Annotated in this window: 18 protein-coding genes and 1 pseudogene; 4 read left to right on the top strand and 15 right to left on the bottom strand. The window is 60.3% G+C overall.

The window, feature by feature from the left end; genetic code table 11:
- Positions 1-25: 25 nt before the first annotated feature.
- From queC to ACVWWJ_RS01960, 7 genes are read right to left on the bottom strand one after another with little or no spacing between them, the layout of a single operon-like run.
- Positions 26-739 carry a 7-cyano-7-deazaguanine synthase QueC gene (gene queC / locus ACVWWJ_RS01990; RefSeq protein ID WP_456966582.1) on the bottom strand — a complete coding sequence of 238 codons (714 nt, stop codon included), beginning with the start codon at positions 737-739 and terminating at the stop codon, positions 26-28.
- A complete protein-coding gene (locus ACVWWJ_RS01985) occupies positions 736-1,125 on the bottom strand; it encodes a 6-pyruvoyl trahydropterin synthase family protein (RefSeq protein WP_456966581.1) in 390 nt (129 codons plus the stop codon). Before ACVWWJ_RS01985 ends, queC begins: the two co-directional genes overlap by 4 nt.
- A complete protein-coding gene (gene queE / locus ACVWWJ_RS01980) occupies positions 1,122-1,754 on the bottom strand; it encodes a 7-carboxy-7-deazaguanine synthase (protein WP_456966580.1) in 633 nt (210 codons plus the stop codon). Before queE ends, ACVWWJ_RS01985 begins: the two co-directional genes overlap by 4 nt.
- The gene (gene dbpB, locus ACVWWJ_RS01975) at positions 1,741-2,826 is read right to left on the bottom strand and encodes a DGQHR domain-containing protein DpdB (protein ID WP_456966579.1); all 1,086 of its coding nucleotides are present in this window, start codon (positions 2,824-2,826) and stop codon (positions 1,741-1,743) included. The genes queE and dbpB (ACVWWJ_RS01975) overlap by 14 nt, the downstream gene beginning before the upstream one ends.
- On the bottom strand, positions 2,823-4,106 hold the full coding sequence (gene dpdA / locus ACVWWJ_RS01970) for a tRNA-guanine transglycosylase DpdA (protein WP_456966578.1): 1,284 nt from the start codon (positions 4,104-4,106) through the stop codon (positions 2,823-2,825). The genes dbpB (ACVWWJ_RS01975) and dpdA overlap by 4 nt, the downstream gene beginning before the upstream one ends.
- Positions 4,103-5,224 (bottom strand): DGQHR domain-containing protein DpdB, encoded by a 1,122-nt coding sequence (gene dbpB / locus ACVWWJ_RS01965; RefSeq protein WP_456966577.1) that lies wholly within the window; start codon positions 5,222-5,224, stop codon positions 4,103-4,105. The genes dpdA and dbpB (ACVWWJ_RS01965) overlap by 4 nt, the downstream gene beginning before the upstream one ends.
- Positions 5,221-5,976, bottom strand: coding sequence for a hypothetical protein (locus ACVWWJ_RS01960; RefSeq protein WP_456966576.1), 756 nt, complete (start codon positions 5,974-5,976; stop codon positions 5,221-5,223). The genes dbpB (ACVWWJ_RS01965) and ACVWWJ_RS01960 overlap by 4 nt, the downstream gene beginning before the upstream one ends.
- A gap of 532 nt (positions 5,977-6,508) precedes the next feature.
- Here ACVWWJ_RS01960 and ACVWWJ_RS01955 point away from each other — a divergent pair.
- Positions 6,509-7,369, top strand: a complete 861-nt coding sequence (locus ACVWWJ_RS01955) for an HNH endonuclease (RefSeq protein WP_456966575.1) — start codon at positions 6,509-6,511, stop codon at positions 7,367-7,369.
- Positions 7,366-8,610: a DGQHR domain-containing protein gene (locus ACVWWJ_RS01950; RefSeq protein WP_456966574.1), complete on the top strand. Its 1,245-nt coding sequence runs from the start codon at positions 7,366-7,368 to the stop codon at positions 8,608-8,610. The genes ACVWWJ_RS01955 and ACVWWJ_RS01950 overlap by 4 nt, the downstream gene beginning before the upstream one ends.
- A 78-nt stretch (positions 8,611-8,688) precedes the next feature.
- Here ACVWWJ_RS01950 and ACVWWJ_RS01945 read toward each other — a convergent pair whose 3' ends face one another.
- The 4 genes and pseudogenes from ACVWWJ_RS01945 to ACVWWJ_RS01930 form a co-directional block, all read right to left on the bottom strand.
- Complete coding sequence (locus tag ACVWWJ_RS01945) at positions 8,689-9,540, bottom strand: hypothetical protein (protein WP_456966573.1); 852 nt, start codon at positions 9,538-9,540, stop codon at positions 8,689-8,691.
- 2 nt (positions 9,541-9,542) lie between these two features.
- On the bottom strand, positions 9,543-10,991 hold the full coding sequence (locus ACVWWJ_RS01940) for a hypothetical protein (RefSeq protein WP_456966572.1): 1,449 nt from the start codon (positions 10,989-10,991) through the stop codon (positions 9,543-9,545).
- A gap of 474 nt (positions 10,992-11,465) precedes the next feature.
- Positions 11,466-12,311: pseudogene (locus ACVWWJ_RS01935) on the bottom strand (YifB family Mg chelatase-like AAA ATPase); the annotation flags it as partial.
- Positions 12,312-12,484: 173 nt separating this feature from the next.
- Positions 12,485-12,739 carry an accessory factor UbiK family protein gene (locus ACVWWJ_RS01930; protein WP_159889771.1) on the bottom strand — a complete coding sequence of 85 codons (255 nt, stop codon included), beginning with the start codon at positions 12,737-12,739 and terminating at the stop codon, positions 12,485-12,487.
- 176 nt (positions 12,740-12,915) lie between these two features.
- Here ACVWWJ_RS01930 and glnK point away from each other — a divergent pair, with 176 nt between their 5' ends.
- Complete coding sequence (glnK, locus tag ACVWWJ_RS01925; protein ID WP_046981907.1) at positions 12,916-13,254, top strand: P-II family nitrogen regulator; 339 nt, start codon at positions 12,916-12,918, stop codon at positions 13,252-13,254.
- 30 nt (positions 13,255-13,284) lie between these two features.
- Here the strand turns inward: glnK and ACVWWJ_RS01920 are convergent, their stop codons facing one another.
- A complete protein-coding gene (locus ACVWWJ_RS01920) occupies positions 13,285-13,815 on the bottom strand; it encodes a DUF1453 domain-containing protein (RefSeq protein WP_456966571.1) in 531 nt (176 codons plus the stop codon).
- 230 nt (positions 13,816-14,045) lie between these two features.
- Positions 14,046-14,780, bottom strand: coding sequence for a 2,3-diphosphoglycerate-dependent phosphoglycerate mutase (gene gpmA, locus ACVWWJ_RS01915; RefSeq protein WP_456966570.1), 735 nt, complete (start codon positions 14,778-14,780; stop codon positions 14,046-14,048).
- Positions 14,781-14,934: 154 nt separating this feature from the next.
- Here gpmA and ACVWWJ_RS01910 point away from each other — a divergent pair, with 154 nt between their 5' ends.
- Complete coding sequence (locus ACVWWJ_RS01910; RefSeq protein WP_456966569.1) at positions 14,935-15,585, top strand: hypothetical protein; 651 nt, start codon at positions 14,935-14,937, stop codon at positions 15,583-15,585.
- A gap of 13 nt (positions 15,586-15,598) precedes the next feature.
- Here the strand turns inward: ACVWWJ_RS01910 and hemF are convergent, their stop codons facing one another.
- Positions 15,599-16,501, bottom strand: coding sequence for an oxygen-dependent coproporphyrinogen oxidase (gene hemF, locus ACVWWJ_RS01905; RefSeq protein ID WP_456966568.1), 903 nt, complete (start codon positions 16,499-16,501; stop codon positions 15,599-15,601).
- Between the two features lie 106 nt (positions 16,502-16,607).
- Positions 16,608-17,312: an ElyC/SanA/YdcF family protein gene (locus tag ACVWWJ_RS01900; protein WP_456966567.1), complete on the bottom strand. Its 705-nt coding sequence runs from the start codon at positions 17,310-17,312 to the stop codon at positions 16,608-16,610.
- Between the last annotated feature and the right edge of the window lie 103 nt (positions 17,313-17,415).

Genomic DNA, 17,415 nt, shown 5'->3' with positions numbered 1-17,415 from the left:
ATCGACCGCCATAGCCGGACGCCGATCAGGCGACCGCTTCCTCTTCATGACCAGCAAACGCATACCAGCCGCGCTTGCGCAGGTCGCATGCCGCACACGCATCACATCCATAGCCCCAGGCGTGCAACACATCGCGCGTTCCGGCGTAACAAGTATGCGTCTGCGCGCGAATCGATTCCACCAATGGTCGGCCGCCAAGTTGCTCGGCCAGGCGCCACGTCCCAGCTTTGTCGATCCACATGAGCGGGGTGTGCAGCACGAAGCGTGACTCCATGCCGAGGTTCAACGCCGCCTGCAATGCCTTGATCGTGTCGTCGCGGCAATCCGGGTAACCGGAGTAGTCCGTCTCGCAGACCCCCGTAATGATGTGTTTGAGATCACGCCGGTATGCGTGCGCGGCCGACAGCGTAAGAAAGATCAAATTCCGCCCAGGGACAAACGTCGCAGGCAGCCCCGACGAGGCAAAGTACTCTGCGGAAGCGCCGGTAAGTTCCGACTCGCTAATTGTCCCGATAACAGAAGCATCAACGACGCGATCATGTCCCAAACGCGACGCCCAAAGGCTATTCTGTCCTGCTATGGCGTGTCGCACGCCCTCGCGTACGTCCATCTCGATACTGTGCCGCTGGCCATAGCTGAAGCCGATAGTCTCTACGTGATCGAAACGGTCCAAAGCCCACGCCAGGCAGGTCGCCGAGTCTTGGCCGCCGGAGAAAAGCACTAGAGCACTGTTGTTCATGTGTCACCTCGAAAGTGAGGACCGCGATACACTGTGCCCTCGCCGGACTGCTGGCGTTTGACGATGACGCGATGCAATTGAGGGATCGACGCCAGCAAGGACCAGACGAACGCCGCAATGTTCTCCATGGTCGGCTCACCCAGCCCGTCGACATCATTGAGCAAGCGATGATCCAGCGCTTCGAAGGCAACGGAGAGCCCTTTCTCCAGCACACCCATATCGACAACCCAGCCGCGATGATCGCGTGGGCCACGCACCCATACCTCCACTTGGTAAGAATGGCCGTGCATGCGGCGATATTTGGGATCGCCCTCAGGCCCACCATCCAGATGGTGAGCAGCGTCAAAATGGAACTCTTTCCAAAGATCGAATACGGCGTCGTTCATGGGATCCCCAGGTATTTGTGGGTCTGGAGACCCAGCCGCCAGCGTGGATTCCGCTTGCAGTAATCGACTGTCGCAGCCGTGTTCTCAATTCGGTCTGCGTTGTCCAGCGGCTGTAAAAAGTAGTGCTTTGCACGGAACGAGTCGAAATCGTGCGGGGCGTTGTCGGCCTGCGGATAGACTAGCTTCAACTCGTCCGCTGTACTTACCTTGAGCGTTGTCCGGCCCTTGGGGCTGACCGTCAACCAGTCGATGCCGGCAGGGGGTTCCATGGTCCCATTGGTCTCCACGGCACAACGAAAACCCAATGCGTGCATCGCGCGCAGCAACGGCTCGTCGAGTTGGAGCAAAGGTTCGCCACCGGTGAAGACCACCAAACGATTCTCGGTATGAAGCGAGGGCCAAAGAGCTGCGATTGCATACGCCAATGCGGAGGTGGTGGTGAACTTACCGCCACCTTCCCCATCCACTCCGACGAAATCAGTGTCACAAAATGTACAAGCAGACGTTGCCCGGTCAGCCTCCCGACCTGACCAGAGGTTGCAGCCGGCAAAACGGCAGAACACGGCGGGGCTGCCGGCTTGTGCCCCTTCGCCCTGGAGCGTGTAAAAAATCTCCTTAACGGCGTACACGACCTTTCCCCTTTGCCCGCGCGGCAAGCGCTTTCTTTATCTCGTGGACAATATGGAAGGAGAGCAGCTTCGTATCGGCCGACAGGTTCTGCAGGCTGTTCCAGCGTCGCTTTTCTGTTCCAAAAGTCCACTCGCCATCCGTCCAAGCGCAGGCCGGGCGAATAGCTTTCAACGTTTCAATAAATTCATCACGCGTCGTCGCGCCGGTGGCGGCATGGATATATTCCATGGCGTAACCGAGGGCCGTGATACCGGTCCCGTGAATGAGTCGGGAAGTCTTCGGGGTGTGGTTGGTCCAGGCATCGGCATACACGAACTTTACCGCGTGGAAGAATTCACTGATGAGGTCTACACCCTTCGTCAGAAGCAACTTCTGATCACCTCGATAGAGGCGCAACGCGCCGTCGGTGAGCGAGGTCATAAGCATTTTCTGGATCACAGTGTCCTGAATGATGCCATCTGGATTGGTGCCCATCTTGATCATGCCAGCGAGAGAAGACCCTCGCTTGAAGTTCAGCTTCTGAGCGATCGCGGAAGCTTCACTCCGCGACGCATAGCGCTTGGGCAGGCCATTTATGTCGGGGAGCAATTCGTAGATCAGGCCCTTCGACAATGGCTTAGTACTATTGACCAAGATGAATTGGCGACGGAGTTCCTCCTCGCTGTCGCAGATGAAAGCGGATACAGGTACTTCGAAGTCGCCACGAGAGGACTCCATGAGCGCGGAGTAACGCTGCTGACCATCCACAATCCATCCAGGCGCGCCGGCGGACAGATCCACCTGGAGCGTGCCGGTCCCATCTTTGTTCCTGGCGATTTTCGCGTGCGAGACAAAGCCGACGATGATCGGATTCGCAAGCATCGCGTCAGAGCGCTCCAAATAGTCGCCGATCTCACGAATATGGGTCGCGATCTGCGGGCGCTGAAAGCCGCTCAGGAGACCGTCTTCATTTCGCCCTGCCCGGTCGATCCGCGCAAATGTTGCGATCTGCGATGCCGTGGCCACAAAGCAGGCCACCTGGGCGCTAGTCGATTGCGTGGGGATGACGGAGGGAAAACTAAGACGCTTCATGCCACAAGCCTGTGTGAAAGGAGATGTTGATAGAAAATGTGTAGGTTGTGAATTCCGCGGCGCTTGTTACGGTTACTCGTTCGGAAGATGAGCGTCTCAACCCCCCCCTCCCGGCAAACGCGACAGCGGCAGTTCTTCCACGGCATGTCTGAAAGGGTGCGGTGATAGATCTCGCGCTGCTTCTTTAGCGCGCGCAACTTGGTGACCTCGCTATCACTTTCGCGCCAGTTCAGGGCCGCCCAATAGTTGAGGGTCGCGTCTAACGCCACTTCAACCGACAGTCTTCCCTCCGCATAGCCCCGTAGGCCATCGAGAGCTGCCGACTCAAGACGGAGTGCATCTTCCTGACGAAGGACTCCCCGTTTGGCTTTGGCTTTCAGCTTGTTATTGTCTCTGGACTGCGGCACACGGATGGCGGTGTAGTAGGACAACTCGCCTTCATCCGTACGGGCGAAATAGTTCTTGCGGGCGTCCTTGAACGCACGCAGCAGCGGCGAGGTCGTATCAAAGCTCGCCACGCCGTAATCGGTGAACTCACCGATATTCTCGATTTTCCCAAAGCCCAAAAGGTGCAGGCGCACCTTCGAGGGAATCGCGGCGCGGACGGCGCTGACCGCTCGATGGATCTGCGTCACGTCGAGCGGCACCATACCGCCGATAGCAAGATAGTCGAACCCCATCTTTACCAGTTGGCGAGCTGACTCGGCCATGCTGGGCGCCGACCACCCCTGCACCACGCCCATCGGAGTGAAGCCTTTCCCGAGACGCTTGCTTTCGCGTTTGAACTCCGCGGCCAACTGCAATGTAATGTCAAAACGGTCGCGGATGTCGTCGGGGACCTGCTCACGGGCTCGCCCCTGCCCTTCGTCGAAATCAAAGATCAGATGGTCGACCGAGCATCCGTGACTGAACCCTCCGTCCGCATAGAAATCGACAGTATCGGCTGGCGTATAGGGAGGGATTTTTTCGTTGCGGTAGGTAAACGCGCCGCAGTCACCAAAGATGAGGCTGCCCGGATAGTCCTTTTCGGCATAACGCATGAACCGGCGAGCACCTTCGCGACGGAAACGCATCATCTGAGCGTGCGTATATTTACCTTGGCCATGAATGTCGCCCACGACGCCGCGCGAGACGAGAATCCCGTCGTAGGGTGCACGCTCGAGGAACTCATGCGGGTACTGATCGTCCCACTGAATGTTGCGATCCTCGTGCGTTCGATCGCTGGCAAAATCAAAATCTGGATCGACATAATCCAGTGCGTCCGCGTAAATGAACTTCATGAAAAATCGCTCGATAGGTGTGACTTGGCAAGTCGCACCAACTGTTCGGTAAGGCGGCGGACGAACTTCGTGGTGTGCTCAACCTCATTCCAAGCGCAGCCTAGATCGGGCCAACGGCCGTTTGTCCACGCGCAGTGAGGTGCGATTGAGCGCAACGCCTCAGCGACACTATCGCCCACGTTATTGGTACCGCTAAGACGGGGGTAGAGATAGTCCATCAGTGCCGACATCGCTTCGATGCCCGCACTGTGCATCAGTCGACTTCGCTCCGGAGGAAGCCCCCAAGCCTCCGGGAAGACGCGTTTTACCTGTGCCCAGTAGCCTACTAAGCACTCGAACATGCCATTCGGATCGGTCGAATCACCGTCGAGCGAACGGAATGACGCCAGTGCGCCGAGAGGTTGATTTATTTGACGCATGATCGCGCGCGTTAACGGACCGTCATTCACGACACGGTCTGGTTCTCGAGGGCTGGTCGAGCGTTTGATCATGCCCAAGAACGGCGAAGACACATCCTCGTCCAGACGCGTGACGAGCGCACTGGGGATGCGTCGGGGCGCCATGTCGGGCGGAAGCCGTGATGCGTCAATCTCAGGGAGTAGCTCGTCGACGAAACGGCGCGAAAGCGGCTTGGCTTTATTTACCAGAACGAACTGCTCACGGTGCAACTGCAGATCGTCCGATGCAAAGGCAATCACCGGCACCGACAACTCACTCGCTGCGGCACGCTCCAGCGCCATGGAACGTTGCTGTCCATCCACGACCCACGCCAGGCGACGCTCGCCACTCGTAGCCGGAAACTCCAGCCACCCTGCTTCGCCATCGCCCGCAAGATCTGGCGGCACAGGACCTCGTGACTTTTTGAAGCGCACACGCGGCGACATCGCCAGGAGAATGGCATTAGGAAACAGGACGTCCTTTTTTTCCAGATACTCGACCATCGAAGCGATGTGCTTTTGAACCGGCGGGCGTTGGAACCCATCTAGACCCTCTGCGCCCTTCTCCAGTCGGCTGATTGAAGCTAACTCCAGGATTCGACTGCCAGGCACGAAGAAGGCGTACACGGGCACACCAGCCTGATGGGTGCGGAGGGCGCGGATCGCCAAGCCTTTGTTCATGCGTATGCCTCCTGCATCAAGGAGCGGAAGCGCTGATCGCTGCAGGCGACACCGTCGACATTCCGAAGATGATCCAAGGCACGCGCCATCGATCCGCATCGCGCCATCGCCCGGGCCACCATAGGCATCAACGCCTTATCGTCGAGGCGAGGCCGGGCTTGGTGCTCCCGCGCAACCATTGATACTTGCTTAAGTGCCTCGGCGATGCGTGTGCGGTCGGCTGTGATGTCGGCCATCGGGAGACGACCACAGACCTCCAGGAAGTGCTCCATTGCACGTGTGGCGTAGTGGAGTTTGATGCCGGGCACCAGGGAATCGAGGCGTTCGTCGTACTGGATCCATTGAGGTACTAACGACGGTGGAAGGTCGCGATCCAAGCTTGCACCGAAGATTCTTAGGCGTCCTCTCACCATCGCTGGTAATGTCGCCAACCAGGGGCCGACCATTGAGGCATAGGATTTACTCAGCGCCATGACGATTCGGCCATGACCGCGGGTCAGCGCTGAGATCGGCGCCGAATATGGGCCGTCACGCATCGCATTCCACCAGGACGCCGAAGAGAACGCTCCGATGACACGGCTCCCAACTGCGTCTGGAACCTTCGCCACGGTCAGGTCGTAAGCGGGCACTAGCGAATCGCCCCGCACCAGGCCGAGACCTGCGGAGATGACAAAAAGACTGGCATTGAAGCTTTCCGCCATGCCTTGGGCACGAACAACGCCTTGGCCGGCATACAAGGTGGCAGCGGCCATCAGGCGCCTCTCCGGGTTATCGCGGAGGCGGGATACCCACTCGTCAGCCACGGCAGCCTGAGTGTCCGCCTGAAGCGTGGTCTGCGACAGGAAACTGCTAGGAAGCGCATTTTTCTTGTTCGAGCACCCAACGCAAATGGCCGATACCGATCCGCCCATAATTATCTCCAACATCAATCACTTGCATTGATCACGCGCGACGACGCCCGAGAAGCGTGGTTCGGCGCACGCCATTAGCTCACGCCCTCCGGGGTGCTGTCAAATTAATAGTAACAGTTTCGATAAGTGCGCCTTCCGAATAACTGCTACCCCCTGCTTTTCTATCGTGCGTAGGTTAGTGGCTTGCAGTCTCGAATGTTCGGATCCGCAGCGCCTGACCTTGCGGAGCGATGGCGCGCAGATGTCATGCGGCTTGGCAGGACGTCGCCGGCCATGCAAAATTCAGTTGTCCCATGGCAAGGAAGTCATTAATGAGCACCACCGGCCCGGCCAGTCACATCGTGCTGCAACTGCGTGCGGTCGAGGTCAGCCCATGACCCGCCCGAAACTCTGGCAACCTTCGACAACCGGCGAAGAATGGTTTCAAGACATTTATCGCCATGTCGGCCACCCACTGAACGTTCGCCATAGCGACCTGACGGACCTCGATTACCTAGTGGGGGCCGACTCGTTTGTCGAGGCTGTCAAGCTTACTGCCACCATGGACGTCGCCCTCCGATGCGTTCGACAGGTCAAGGAACTCTTCGAAGAACTGGACCACCCGAGCGCCGACCGCGTGGGGCGTTATCTGCGTTCCGCCGGGGATCTTCCGCCACGCCTTGTCAGCGACCGACTGTTCCTCGAGCGGACGCTGAAGACTGCGGAGGTTGCTCGAGACAAGCCCCGAAATAAAGCGATCGAAGCCTCGATCTATGGAAGAGGTCGCCAAACGTGCTACATGTGCGGCGAAGTTGTGCGATTGAACGGGCACGACGGGAAGCCGTACGCCATCGAACATCTGTGGCCTCAATCGCTCGGTGGCGAGACTACGGAAGAGAACCTCCTCAACGCCTGCTCCGACTGTAACAACAAGCGGATGCATCAAGTGACTTGGGCGACCGGACCCGTGCACTCAACGTGGCTGAAAAGTGCAATTGCGAACCCAAACGTAAAGCCGTCCCGGAAGAACCGAAACGAAATTCCCGCTGAAGACTTGGTTCTATCGCTCGCTCTCGCGCGACTGATTACCGTGGCCAACGGCCAGTCCGAACTCAACGGCGGCGTCGCGATTTCCCTGAAATCCGCCGCGCTTTTGCTTGGACCTCTCAAACGAACCGTGGCATTCCCTCCCCGATCGGAAGGACGCCGGTACACCTTTTTCGAACTGATGCACACCGAGGAGAATATGGCATGAGGAAGGCCGCGCCCCGCTTCACGTACGACGCATTGAAGTACGCCCAGGTACCCTCACGCAACGCTCCGCACTTCATCATATTTAGCGCGCCGGCGCGCGACATCTTGCAGTGGGCTGAGGTGGACAGACTCTCTGAAAACAATCTCACCGGCGCACAGCGCCCGCTCCATCCACTCAAGGTGAGCAAGGTCGTTAGATATCTGAAAGCCGATCAGCGCAACACGATACCGACGGCAGTGATCATCGCCCTAGATGAGGCCTCAGTGACGTTCAAGCCATCGAAGGCGCGGACGGCCGAGGGGCCTGGTGTCATCGAGATCGAGGTCAAGCCGAAAACTGGCCGTCCGGGGCTCATTATTGACGGGCAGCACCGCGTACATGGTGTGAGCGCATTTAACGACACCGCACGATTGAATGTCGTGGCCATGATCGGTGGGGACGATGCAGAGCGCGCGTTCCAGTTCGTAGTGATCAACAATTCGTCCGCTCGCATCAGCAAGAATCACGTCACGGCGCTGAATCTGCAGTACGACACGGACAAACTTAACGGCCGACTCATAGACAGCGCCGGCCTGACACTCGGGATGCGAGACCAGACATACGACGCCCTCCAAGTTATCGACGCTGAAGCGCCATTCGAAGGGCTGTTGGACCTTCCCACGAACTCGCGGGGATTTATCCCGCCCAACGCGGTGGAGAGCGCACTAGCCCTAACGAAAGATCGAGGAGCATTGCTCGGCATCGAAGATCTAGAACTGGAGGTTTTCCTTGCGATCTGGTCCGCCATTCATCGTTTGCGGAAAAATGAATGGAACGCAGATTCCAGACTTCTTCAGAAGGTCACCATTTTCTCGCTGACGGCTTATTTACTCGATGCGCTCGAGGGCGCGCAGCGCACAAGCAGCAGAACGCTGGACTTTACCGACGGGACCGTCCTGGCACGCGAAGTAACCCAGCTTGTCGAGGTTTTCCCAAAAGAATTCTGGACGGCAAATTGGAAAGCCAAAGGCCTCGACACAAGCGCCGGGCGACAGATTCTCATGAGCGCGCTAAAGCTCATCGACGCAAACGTTCGCCATGGCCGGCCCTGGCATAAGGACGTCGACCTCATAGACCCGGCAAAGTTGCCTGCCGCTTCGCGTACCCCGAATGCGTCGCCCCGACTGGCGACAAAAAAAAATAGTGCAAAGAAGGCCGCCACCAAGAAGGCAGTGGCTAAGAAAGCGAAGCCGAAGCGATGACCACGGTGAAGTGGCCTGGCAACTCGCCAGGCCACTTTGCCGCGAAGGGCCCCTATCACTGATTCGACATCACCTTTGTTAGGGGCTTTCGACAGTGATCAGATTGTCGAATCGTGCAATGCCGCCAGGGTCGCGCAGCTTTACAGTCAACTCGATCTGACTCGCAGTCTGTCCTGTGATTTCACAACGCGGTCGGCGGCGAAGCTGCGCATAGAAAACATCCAGCGGAAGCGGGAGCGGCAGAAACTGCGAACGCCTATGCATCCCTACCCAAGATTGGGCTTGCTCGCCGGCAACGATATTGCTCTTACCTTCGTTGCACCCTCTGCACATGATTCGCAGGTTCGACGCCGCGTTATCGCCGAACGTCGAAACTGGCCAGTCGTGGTCGATCGAGGGCTGTCTGTAATTGCAATGGGCCAGCGCCGGATTCCAGTGCTGTTTGAGCGGCTCCACCTTCAAAGGTCCGCGCGGACCATGGGGCGATGACCAACCTTTATGAACTACATCGTCATCGCAGAACAGCAAGCCGCAGTGAGTGCATCGCCAATCGATAGCATTGAGCATGGCTATCGTCAATGGCGGCTGCGAAGATCGAGTGTCGCCGAAGGCTCGGTAAAGGCCACGCATAGCGGCGACCCTTGCTTTCGTGCTCGGAACACCGAGAGAAGCAAGGTACTCCTCGCACAATTCATCCACGCTACTGCTGTCAGAAAAGCTTCTTGACCAAAGAGCCTTAGGCAACGCCATCGCTCGACTGCGCTCGACGAGAATCCGCAAGACGGACTTCTCGACCTCGAGCGGCGTGATGAAGAGCAACGCGCACAATGTATCTCGGAGCGAAAGTCCTTCCTGCGCGGTCAGGGCATCAATCGCTGCAGAAAGACGTCTCTCATCGTTGATAGTCGCCAGATCTATCCAATCCGCCATGATCAGTCCTGGAACAACCCAAGCTTTCTGTGGCCCCAGTTCTTCCGACCGATGTTGCGCCGAGTGTCCGTGATGGCACGCCGCAACAACTCTCGTCCCACCGTCGTCTGAAGGCCCTTCTTCCGCCACTCGTCGGTAAAAAAGCTCGATGGGAAATCGAGCCAGTATCGCTGTGATGTTGCTTCCGTCTCGGCGATCGTGGTGAAGCGAAATACCCTGCCGTCCGCCCACGTTTCTAGAACCATTCCCTGCATTTCTTGAAGCGTTACGATCATCAGAAGATGATGTGGATTGGCCGCCGTCGGGCGCAGCCACAAACGGGGATCAGATGCTTCGAAGTAGGCTCGGACCCCTCGCCAAAATGCGAAGAAATGGTCAATCCATTCGCCCTCCGCGCTATCCCATGTCCCGCCGTCAAGAAGGTTTGGATAGTCACGATCGATATTACGGAACTTGTTGGCTAAGGCAGACATGCCGGGAAACTGCAGGAAGCCCGATGCACCCTGAACTTCGAAGTCGATCAGTCCTGCGAAAGGGGAATGCGGGTCACGATTGACCTGCTCCATCATCTCAGAGCGCTCCACGTCGATGTTGGAGTTACTCAGCCGGCTGTACACCGAGTCGATCTCGTCTTGGTTTAGCGAGGTGGCAATAATCGTGCTGAGGAAGGCGGGCTTGATGGGCTTCGCCTTCTGATTAATGATCACGAACTGGTAGACGCTTTCCGCCCAATCGGCGTCGGGGAGTGCGCAGACAGAAAGTCGCATGCTTTCGTCGGCAAGTGCTGCGCCAAAAATCCGGTGTTGTCCGTCTACGATGATGCCAGGCTTCAAGAATGAGTAGAGGACCGCCCGCAACTGAGCCCCGTCTGACGGCCACGGGGTAACCCCCTTGATGTAGCCAGTCAGGCGGGTGTAGAAGTCGCCCAAGTAGGATACGTGTGCAGTGTTCATGGCCTCGTCTTCAGTTGAAAACACGGCATCATCCACTACATCATCGGCCTCTTTCTGGACGACGGCCACGACGGCCGATTCAAGGTTTCGGTCAATCTGTTCAACGACCTCGTTTGTAAGCCGTTTCACCAAGACTGCGCGAGCGAGTTGGGCGATCTCGGCCAACTCCATCTGCTCGAAGTCGGGCATCGAAAACGTGATCTTCACGATACCTTCCAACTCAGAAGATACCTGCTCGATCGTCATTGAGCCTGTGAAGCCGACTACGACAGATGTCGGAGTGACGTTCCTCGCGTCTTCGGCGAAGTAGTCCGCGACCTGCTTGATCCTCCTTTCCTCGAGCGTTCGCTGAAAGCCGTGCTGATAATCGAAGGCCTTACGCGGCACACCGGCCCACTCTCGTATGTGACCAGCGGGCGCCACGAAGAGAAGGATGGGCTCGGCGCCCTCGCGGGGCACATAAAGCTGTGCGATATAGCTAAAGATTTTATCGGTCATAGTTCAATGTATGCGAGTGATTGGCTGTCGCGACGTCGGGGCGACGCCGCGGGAGATTCGAGGAAAGTCTCTTTATCGCGTCTTGACCAGCTTGCTTAACAAGCGCGACAGCTCGATCAACGCAGCCTGTTACGACTAATTCATCTGCAGATCGTGCTTCGGGGCCCGCGATCGGAGCGTGCCTGTACCAGGCTAGCGTCACTGCCAGAGACTCCGTTTGATCCTGCATAGCATCCAGGACCCTCAATACAGTGTCGGCAAACTCCCGCCACTCTTCACGGCCAGAAGCGACCCAGCGATCCTCTAATTGGCACGACTCCAATCCGAGCCAGCACGCCAACCGGGCAATAAGAATTTCGCCCGTACCCGGATCTGTTACGTCAGCCAGAAAACTAAGAAATTCAACATTGGCTTCGTATTTCCCCATCAGTCGCAGGCTCTTTGGTGGAGTCGCATCCTCTTCGGGAATTCACAACCGACCAGCGCCACACCCGACGCGGTGTGGTGCGGCGCGCGAAAGGGTCGGCGGCGCCAGCATTCCGGGTCGATGGCTTCGCTGGATAGCGAGCGGATTGCGCAGCTCTCCAGTGCCTCGGATTCGGTCATCGGCGGCAGGATGCCAGGGAGGCGCTCGGCAAGCATGGTCTTGCCCGTGCCGGGCGGACCGATCATCAGCAGGTGGTGTCCGCCCGCGGCGGCGATTTCCAGGGCACGACGCGCCTGGTACTGGCCGCGTACGTCGCGCATGTCCGGGCCGCAGGTGGGCAGGTCGTAGAAGTCGGTGGCGGCCGCGGGTGAGCCAAGTGTGGCGTGCCCGCCGAGCCACGCGCAGACCTCGGCCAGGCTGTCGGCCAACAGTACGTCCGCCTCGCCGACGAGGCCCGCTTCTGCCGCGTTGGCACGGGGGACGACGATGCGCCGTCCGGCACGGCGGGCGCGGATCAGGGCGGGAAGGATGCCGGGCACGGCGCGCAGTTCACCGGACAGCGCCAGCTCGCCGAGGAATTCGCAGTCATCGAGGCGCTCGCGGGGGACCTGCGAGCCGGCCGCCAGAATACCCAAGGCGATGGCGAGGTCGAAGCGGCCGCCGTCCTTGGGGAGCTCGGCGGGCGCGAGATTCACGGTGACGCGGCGGTTGGGATATTCGAAGGCGGTGTTCTGGATGGCGACGCGGACACGGTCACGCGCTTCGCGCACTGCCGAATCAGGCAGGCCAACGATAGAGGTGGAAGGCAGTCCGCCGGACAGATGCACCTCGACGACGACCTGCGGCGCGGTGACACCTTCCTGCGCCCGCGAAAGGGTGACGGCGAGGCTCATGAGGATGGATATCGTAACCGGTTACGCATCCCAATCGGTGGCGAACTACCGTGATCCTGTAGGGATCGGGCTCGCATACGCACTCCTTGCGTCGACTGGGAAAATAACCGCCCCCGACCGCTCTCGGGGTGAGGGTGACGGATCGGGGGCGGTCCCGGGACGCTTGGCCGTCCTTATTGGCCAGGAGCCGCAACGCTGACTTCCAGGTCGGCGAGGCGCTTTTCCAAAACTTCGAGCCGTTCGCGCGTCCGCGCTAGAACCTGACTCTGGACATCGAATTCTTCTCGAGTAACGAGATCGAGGCGGCGTAGTCCCTGCGCCAGAATATCTTTGAAGTTGGCGTGCATATCCTCACGCGCTTGCGCCAACCCTGGCGGAACCAACGATGCCAACCGCTGTGCGAGTTGATCGATACCCTGCACATCCATCTTGCGCACCCCGATGTCGTGTATGAAGTTTAGGTGATTGGTTTGTAGGCGCTATAGGCCTACGCCTACACGTAGTGTAGGGTTTTTCCTACAAACGACCCAGAAGACGCCCCCGAACCCGGGTGGCACAATGGCCGTCCGCGCGCCGGCAACCGGCTGCGCTCTAGGAGTGATACATGAAGCTGGTGGTCGCCATCATCAAGCCTTTCAAGCTGGACGACGTCCGCGAGGCCCTCGCCGAGGTCGGCGTGCAGGGCGTTACCGTGACCGAGGTGAAGGGCTTTGGCCGACAGAAGGGCCATACGGAGCTCTATCGCGGCGCGGAGTACGTGGTCGACTTCCTGCCCAAGATCAAGCTGGAAGTGGCCGTCGCCGACGATCAGATCGAGCGTGTGGTCGAGGCCATCCAGGCGGCGGCCCGCACGGGCAAGATCGGCGACGGCAAGATCTTTGTCAGCTCGCTGGAGCAGGTCGTCCGCATCCGGACTGGCGAACTGGACAACGACGCCCTCTGAGCGAGGGCGCGCAGAGCGGGTGGCCCCTGGTCAGGCGGCCTGGGCCAGTCGCTTGTGGCGACGGTGGTGGAACAGCACGCCGGCGTAGTACGCCATGTAGTAACCGATGGTGAGGCCGACGACGAGCATGGTCAGCGGGCTATTGCCCGGCGGTGGCGTATGGGCCGGAACACCGGCGGCCCCGTCGCTGAACATCGGGGCCAGCACCAGGAAGCGCCAGGCCATGCGACCCAGCAGCAGGGCCGTCAGTGCGGCGCCGATCCAGGGGTTGGGAATGTAGAAGTCGGCACCCTCGGTGTTCGACCCGAAGCGGGTCAGCCGCAGGCCGATCATGGCCAGGCCAGCACCGACGATCAGGCCGCCAAGGGCGCCTTCGGCCAGACGGATGTCCTGTAGGCCGGAAGTGAGCGTCAGGCAGGCGATCAGCGCGAAGATGCCGACGCGAAAGCTCATGCGCTTCGTACGGATCGGCTGACGGCCAAAGCTGCCGCGGACACGGCGGTAGATGGCGAAGGCCATCAGCGGAGCGACGATGAACGGGACAGCGGTCGGAGCCAGCATGGCGTAGGTCTCGGTGGGTTGCGGTGTGAGGCTACGTTAGCGTTTGGCGTCCGTCGGTTCGAGGGATGGCTGACAGGTGTTGGGGGTGACGGGTGTCACCCCCCGCTGTGGGCGATAGGGCTTTCTGCATCATCGCTTTGTTGGCTTTTCGCCGCTGAAGCGGCTCCCACATTTCCCTATTCGCCGATGAATCGGCTCCCACATGGGCCGGATCGCCGATGAATCGGCTCCTACTTGGCTTTGCCCTGGTTGGCTACGGCGGCCATCTTGGCTTCGATCTCGGCCTGGTCGCCCAGGTAGTAGTGCTTGACGGGCTTCATCTCGGCGTCGAATTCGTACACCAGCGGGATGCCGTTGGGGATGTTGAGCTCGGCGATATCGTCGTCGGAAATGCCGTCGAAGTACTTCACCAGGGCGCGCATGGAGTTGCCGTGGGCAGCCATGAGCACGTTGTTGCCAGCGCGGATGGCCGGGGCGAGCACGTCGTGCCAGTAGGGCAGGACGCGGGCCACGGTGTCCTTGAGGCACTCGGTCAGCGGAACGTCGATGCCCTTGTAACGGTCGTCGTCTGCAAAGGACGTGGTGCCTGCATCGAGTGCCGGCGGCGGGGTGTCGTAGCTGCGGCGCCAGACATGAACCTGCTCGTTGCCGTACTTGGCCGCCGTCTCCGCTTTGTTGAGGCCGGTCAGGGCGCCGTAGTGGCGCTCGTTGAGACGCCAGTCGGTGACGACCGGAATCCACATCAGGTCCATCTCGTCCTGGACGTGCCACAGGGTGCGCACGGCGCGCTTGAGGTACGAGGTGTGAGCCAGGTTGAAGGTGAAACTGGCTTCCTTGAGCAAGCGGCCGGCCTCGCGGGCCTCGGCGACGCCCTGCTCGCTGAGGTCGACATCGGCCCAGCCGCTGAAGCGGTTTTCGAGGTTCCAGGCCGACTGGCCGTGGCGGATCATGACGAGCTTATACATGGCGTCCAACGATGGGGAGGAAAAATCCCATGGTGAAACCTGATCCGGAGGCAGTCAACTTGGCGGTTCAGGGACCCGTGTCATCAGTCACGCTAAACCTTGCGGCCCGCAGGTGCATCCTAGGAGTCCTAGTCCACCCGTGGAGCAGCACACCATGCGTCGTACCCTGATCTCGCTTCTCATCGCCCTTTCCGTCTCTGGCGCCGCACTGGCCGACGACGACATCAGCAAGGTCAATGGCACGGCTCAGGTCGAAGCCGGCCAGCACGCCGGGGATGTCCACACCGTCAATGGCTCCGTACGCATCGGCGACAACGCCGTCGTGCAGAAGGCCAGCACGGTCAATGGCGCCGTGGAGCTCGGCAAGAGCGCCACCGCGACCATCCTCAAGTCGGTCAACGGCGGACTGACCATGCACGAAAACGCACGTGTATCCGACGAAGTGGGAACGGTGAATGGCCGTGTCCTGATGGAACGCGGCGCCGATGTGAAGGGTCATCTCTCCAACGTCAACGGCGAGATCTCGCTCGAGGGCGCCCATGTCGGCGGCGGTATCGAAACGACGAACGCCGATGTCACCATCGGCGACGGCTCAAAGGTCGAGGGCGGCCTCCTGGTGAAGAAGCCTTCGATGACATTTTTCAGCAGCAAGGACCGCGTACCCAAGATCGTGATCGGCCCGCACGCCGTGGTCCAGGGCAGCCTCACCTTCCAGCGCGACGTGGAACTCTACGTCAGCGACTCGGCCACGGTCGGCAAGATCGAAGGTGCAACCCCGAAGAAGTTCTCGGGCAGCGCCCCATAACAGGCATGTGGGGCTACACCCAGTCGCGGGGCTTCAGGTATTCGGCGAGCCTTGCTTCGGGGCTGTCCGCTTCGGGTGTGAAGCCGTACTCGAAACGCACCCGCGGCGGCAGGCTCATCAGGATCGACTCGGTGCGACCGCCCGACTGCAGGCCGAACAGGGTGCCGCGGTCGTAGACGAGATTGAACTCCACGTAGCGGCCGCGCCGGTACAGCTGGAACTCGCGCTCGCGCTCGCCGTACGGGGTGTCCTTCCGGCGCTCCACGATCGGCAGATAGGCATCGAGGAAGCCCTCGCCGACATCGCGCATGAAGTTCAGGCAGCGATCGAACCCGCCTTCGTTCTGGTCGTCGTAGAAGAGGCCGCCGACACCGCGCGTTTCTCCGCGATGCTTCAGGTAGAAGTACTCGTCACACCAGCGTTTGTAGCGGTCGTAGACATCGTCGCCATAGGGTTCGCACAGGTCCCGGGCCACCGTGTGCCAGTGACGAACATCCTCGTCGAAGGGGTAATACGGCGTGAGGTCGAAACCGCCACCGAACCACCAGACGGGCTCGACGCCTTCCTTCGATGCTTCGAAGTAGCGCACGTTGGCGTGGGTGGTCGGGATGTACGGATTGCGCGGATGAAGCACCAGCGATACGCCAGTGGCGACGAAACTGCCACCCACCAGATCGGGGCGATGCGCCGTTGCACTGGGAGGCAGGGGCGAACCCGACACGCGGGAGAAATTGACGCCGGCCTGCTCGAAGATGCCGCCCTCTCGCAGCACCCGCGTTCGTCCACCGCCGCCAGCGGGCCGCGTCCATGCGTCTTCCTCGAAGGTCGCCTTGCCGTCGATCGCCTCGACGGCAGTGCAGATGCGTTCCTGCAGGCCACGCAGGAACGACTCGGCAAGATTGGCTTGTTCGGACATGCGCGGGGGCATCCTTTCGGGGTGGGATGAGGCAGAGCTTAGCAAGACGCTTGGCGCAGCCCTCTGCGACACGCCGCCGCGCGGCCCTGACGGTTCAGCCACCGCCTCAGGAAATTCGTTCCGCCATGCGCCGGTTACCGATCAGCGCGGCCCAGCGCATGCCCGTGTCGATCCACATGAGGTAGCCGGCTTCCATCAGCATCCGCGACACGTAGCGACGGTTGAACGGCAAGTGCGGCTCGGCCCCGAGCGGAGAAGCGTCGAAACCGAGGCGACGGGCAAGGTACATGCAACGGGCCAGATGGTAGCGGCTGGTCACCAGGCTAACCGGTGGCAGTGCGGCCCCCACACCGCCGCGCAGTAACTCGCGTGCGTGACGAAGGTTTTCCAGCGAGTCGATCGACATCTGCTCGAGGAGCAAGGGCACGTCATCCGGCCAGCCCTCGGCGAGGAGCCATCGCTTTCCCGCTGCCGCCTCGCTGACCGAGCCGCCACTGAGACCGCCAAGGAGCAGCGCCCGGTCGGCGCGGCCGGCCTGTGCGTTCTCACGGGCGCAGGTCAGCCGGCTGACGAAGTCATGCTCGGGGCGGCCGTCAACCAGGCGGCGACCGAAGACCAGCAGGGTCGTGCGCCGGGCGGCCAGGGCCGGGCTATGCCGCGCCAGTCGCCACACGCGCACCGCATGTACGACGTACACCAGTCCCAGGCTGCCGACGAGCACGATCACCGTCACCAGGGCGGCAAGCAGGATGTCGCGATCGCCGAGGTATCGCCAGACGCCACGGCGGAGCGGTTTGAGTAAGCCGGACATGGAAGGTGGCCCGCGGGAAGACCCGCAGTCTGTGCCATTCCCTCGCGGGCGCGCAATCGGATGAACCGGCGTCGGGCATTCACGAGACGCTATCAGGCAAAAA

It is taken from the genome of Luteibacter sp. HA06 (assembly GCF_054061215.1).
This window is presented reverse-complemented; position numbering and strand designations above follow the sequence as displayed.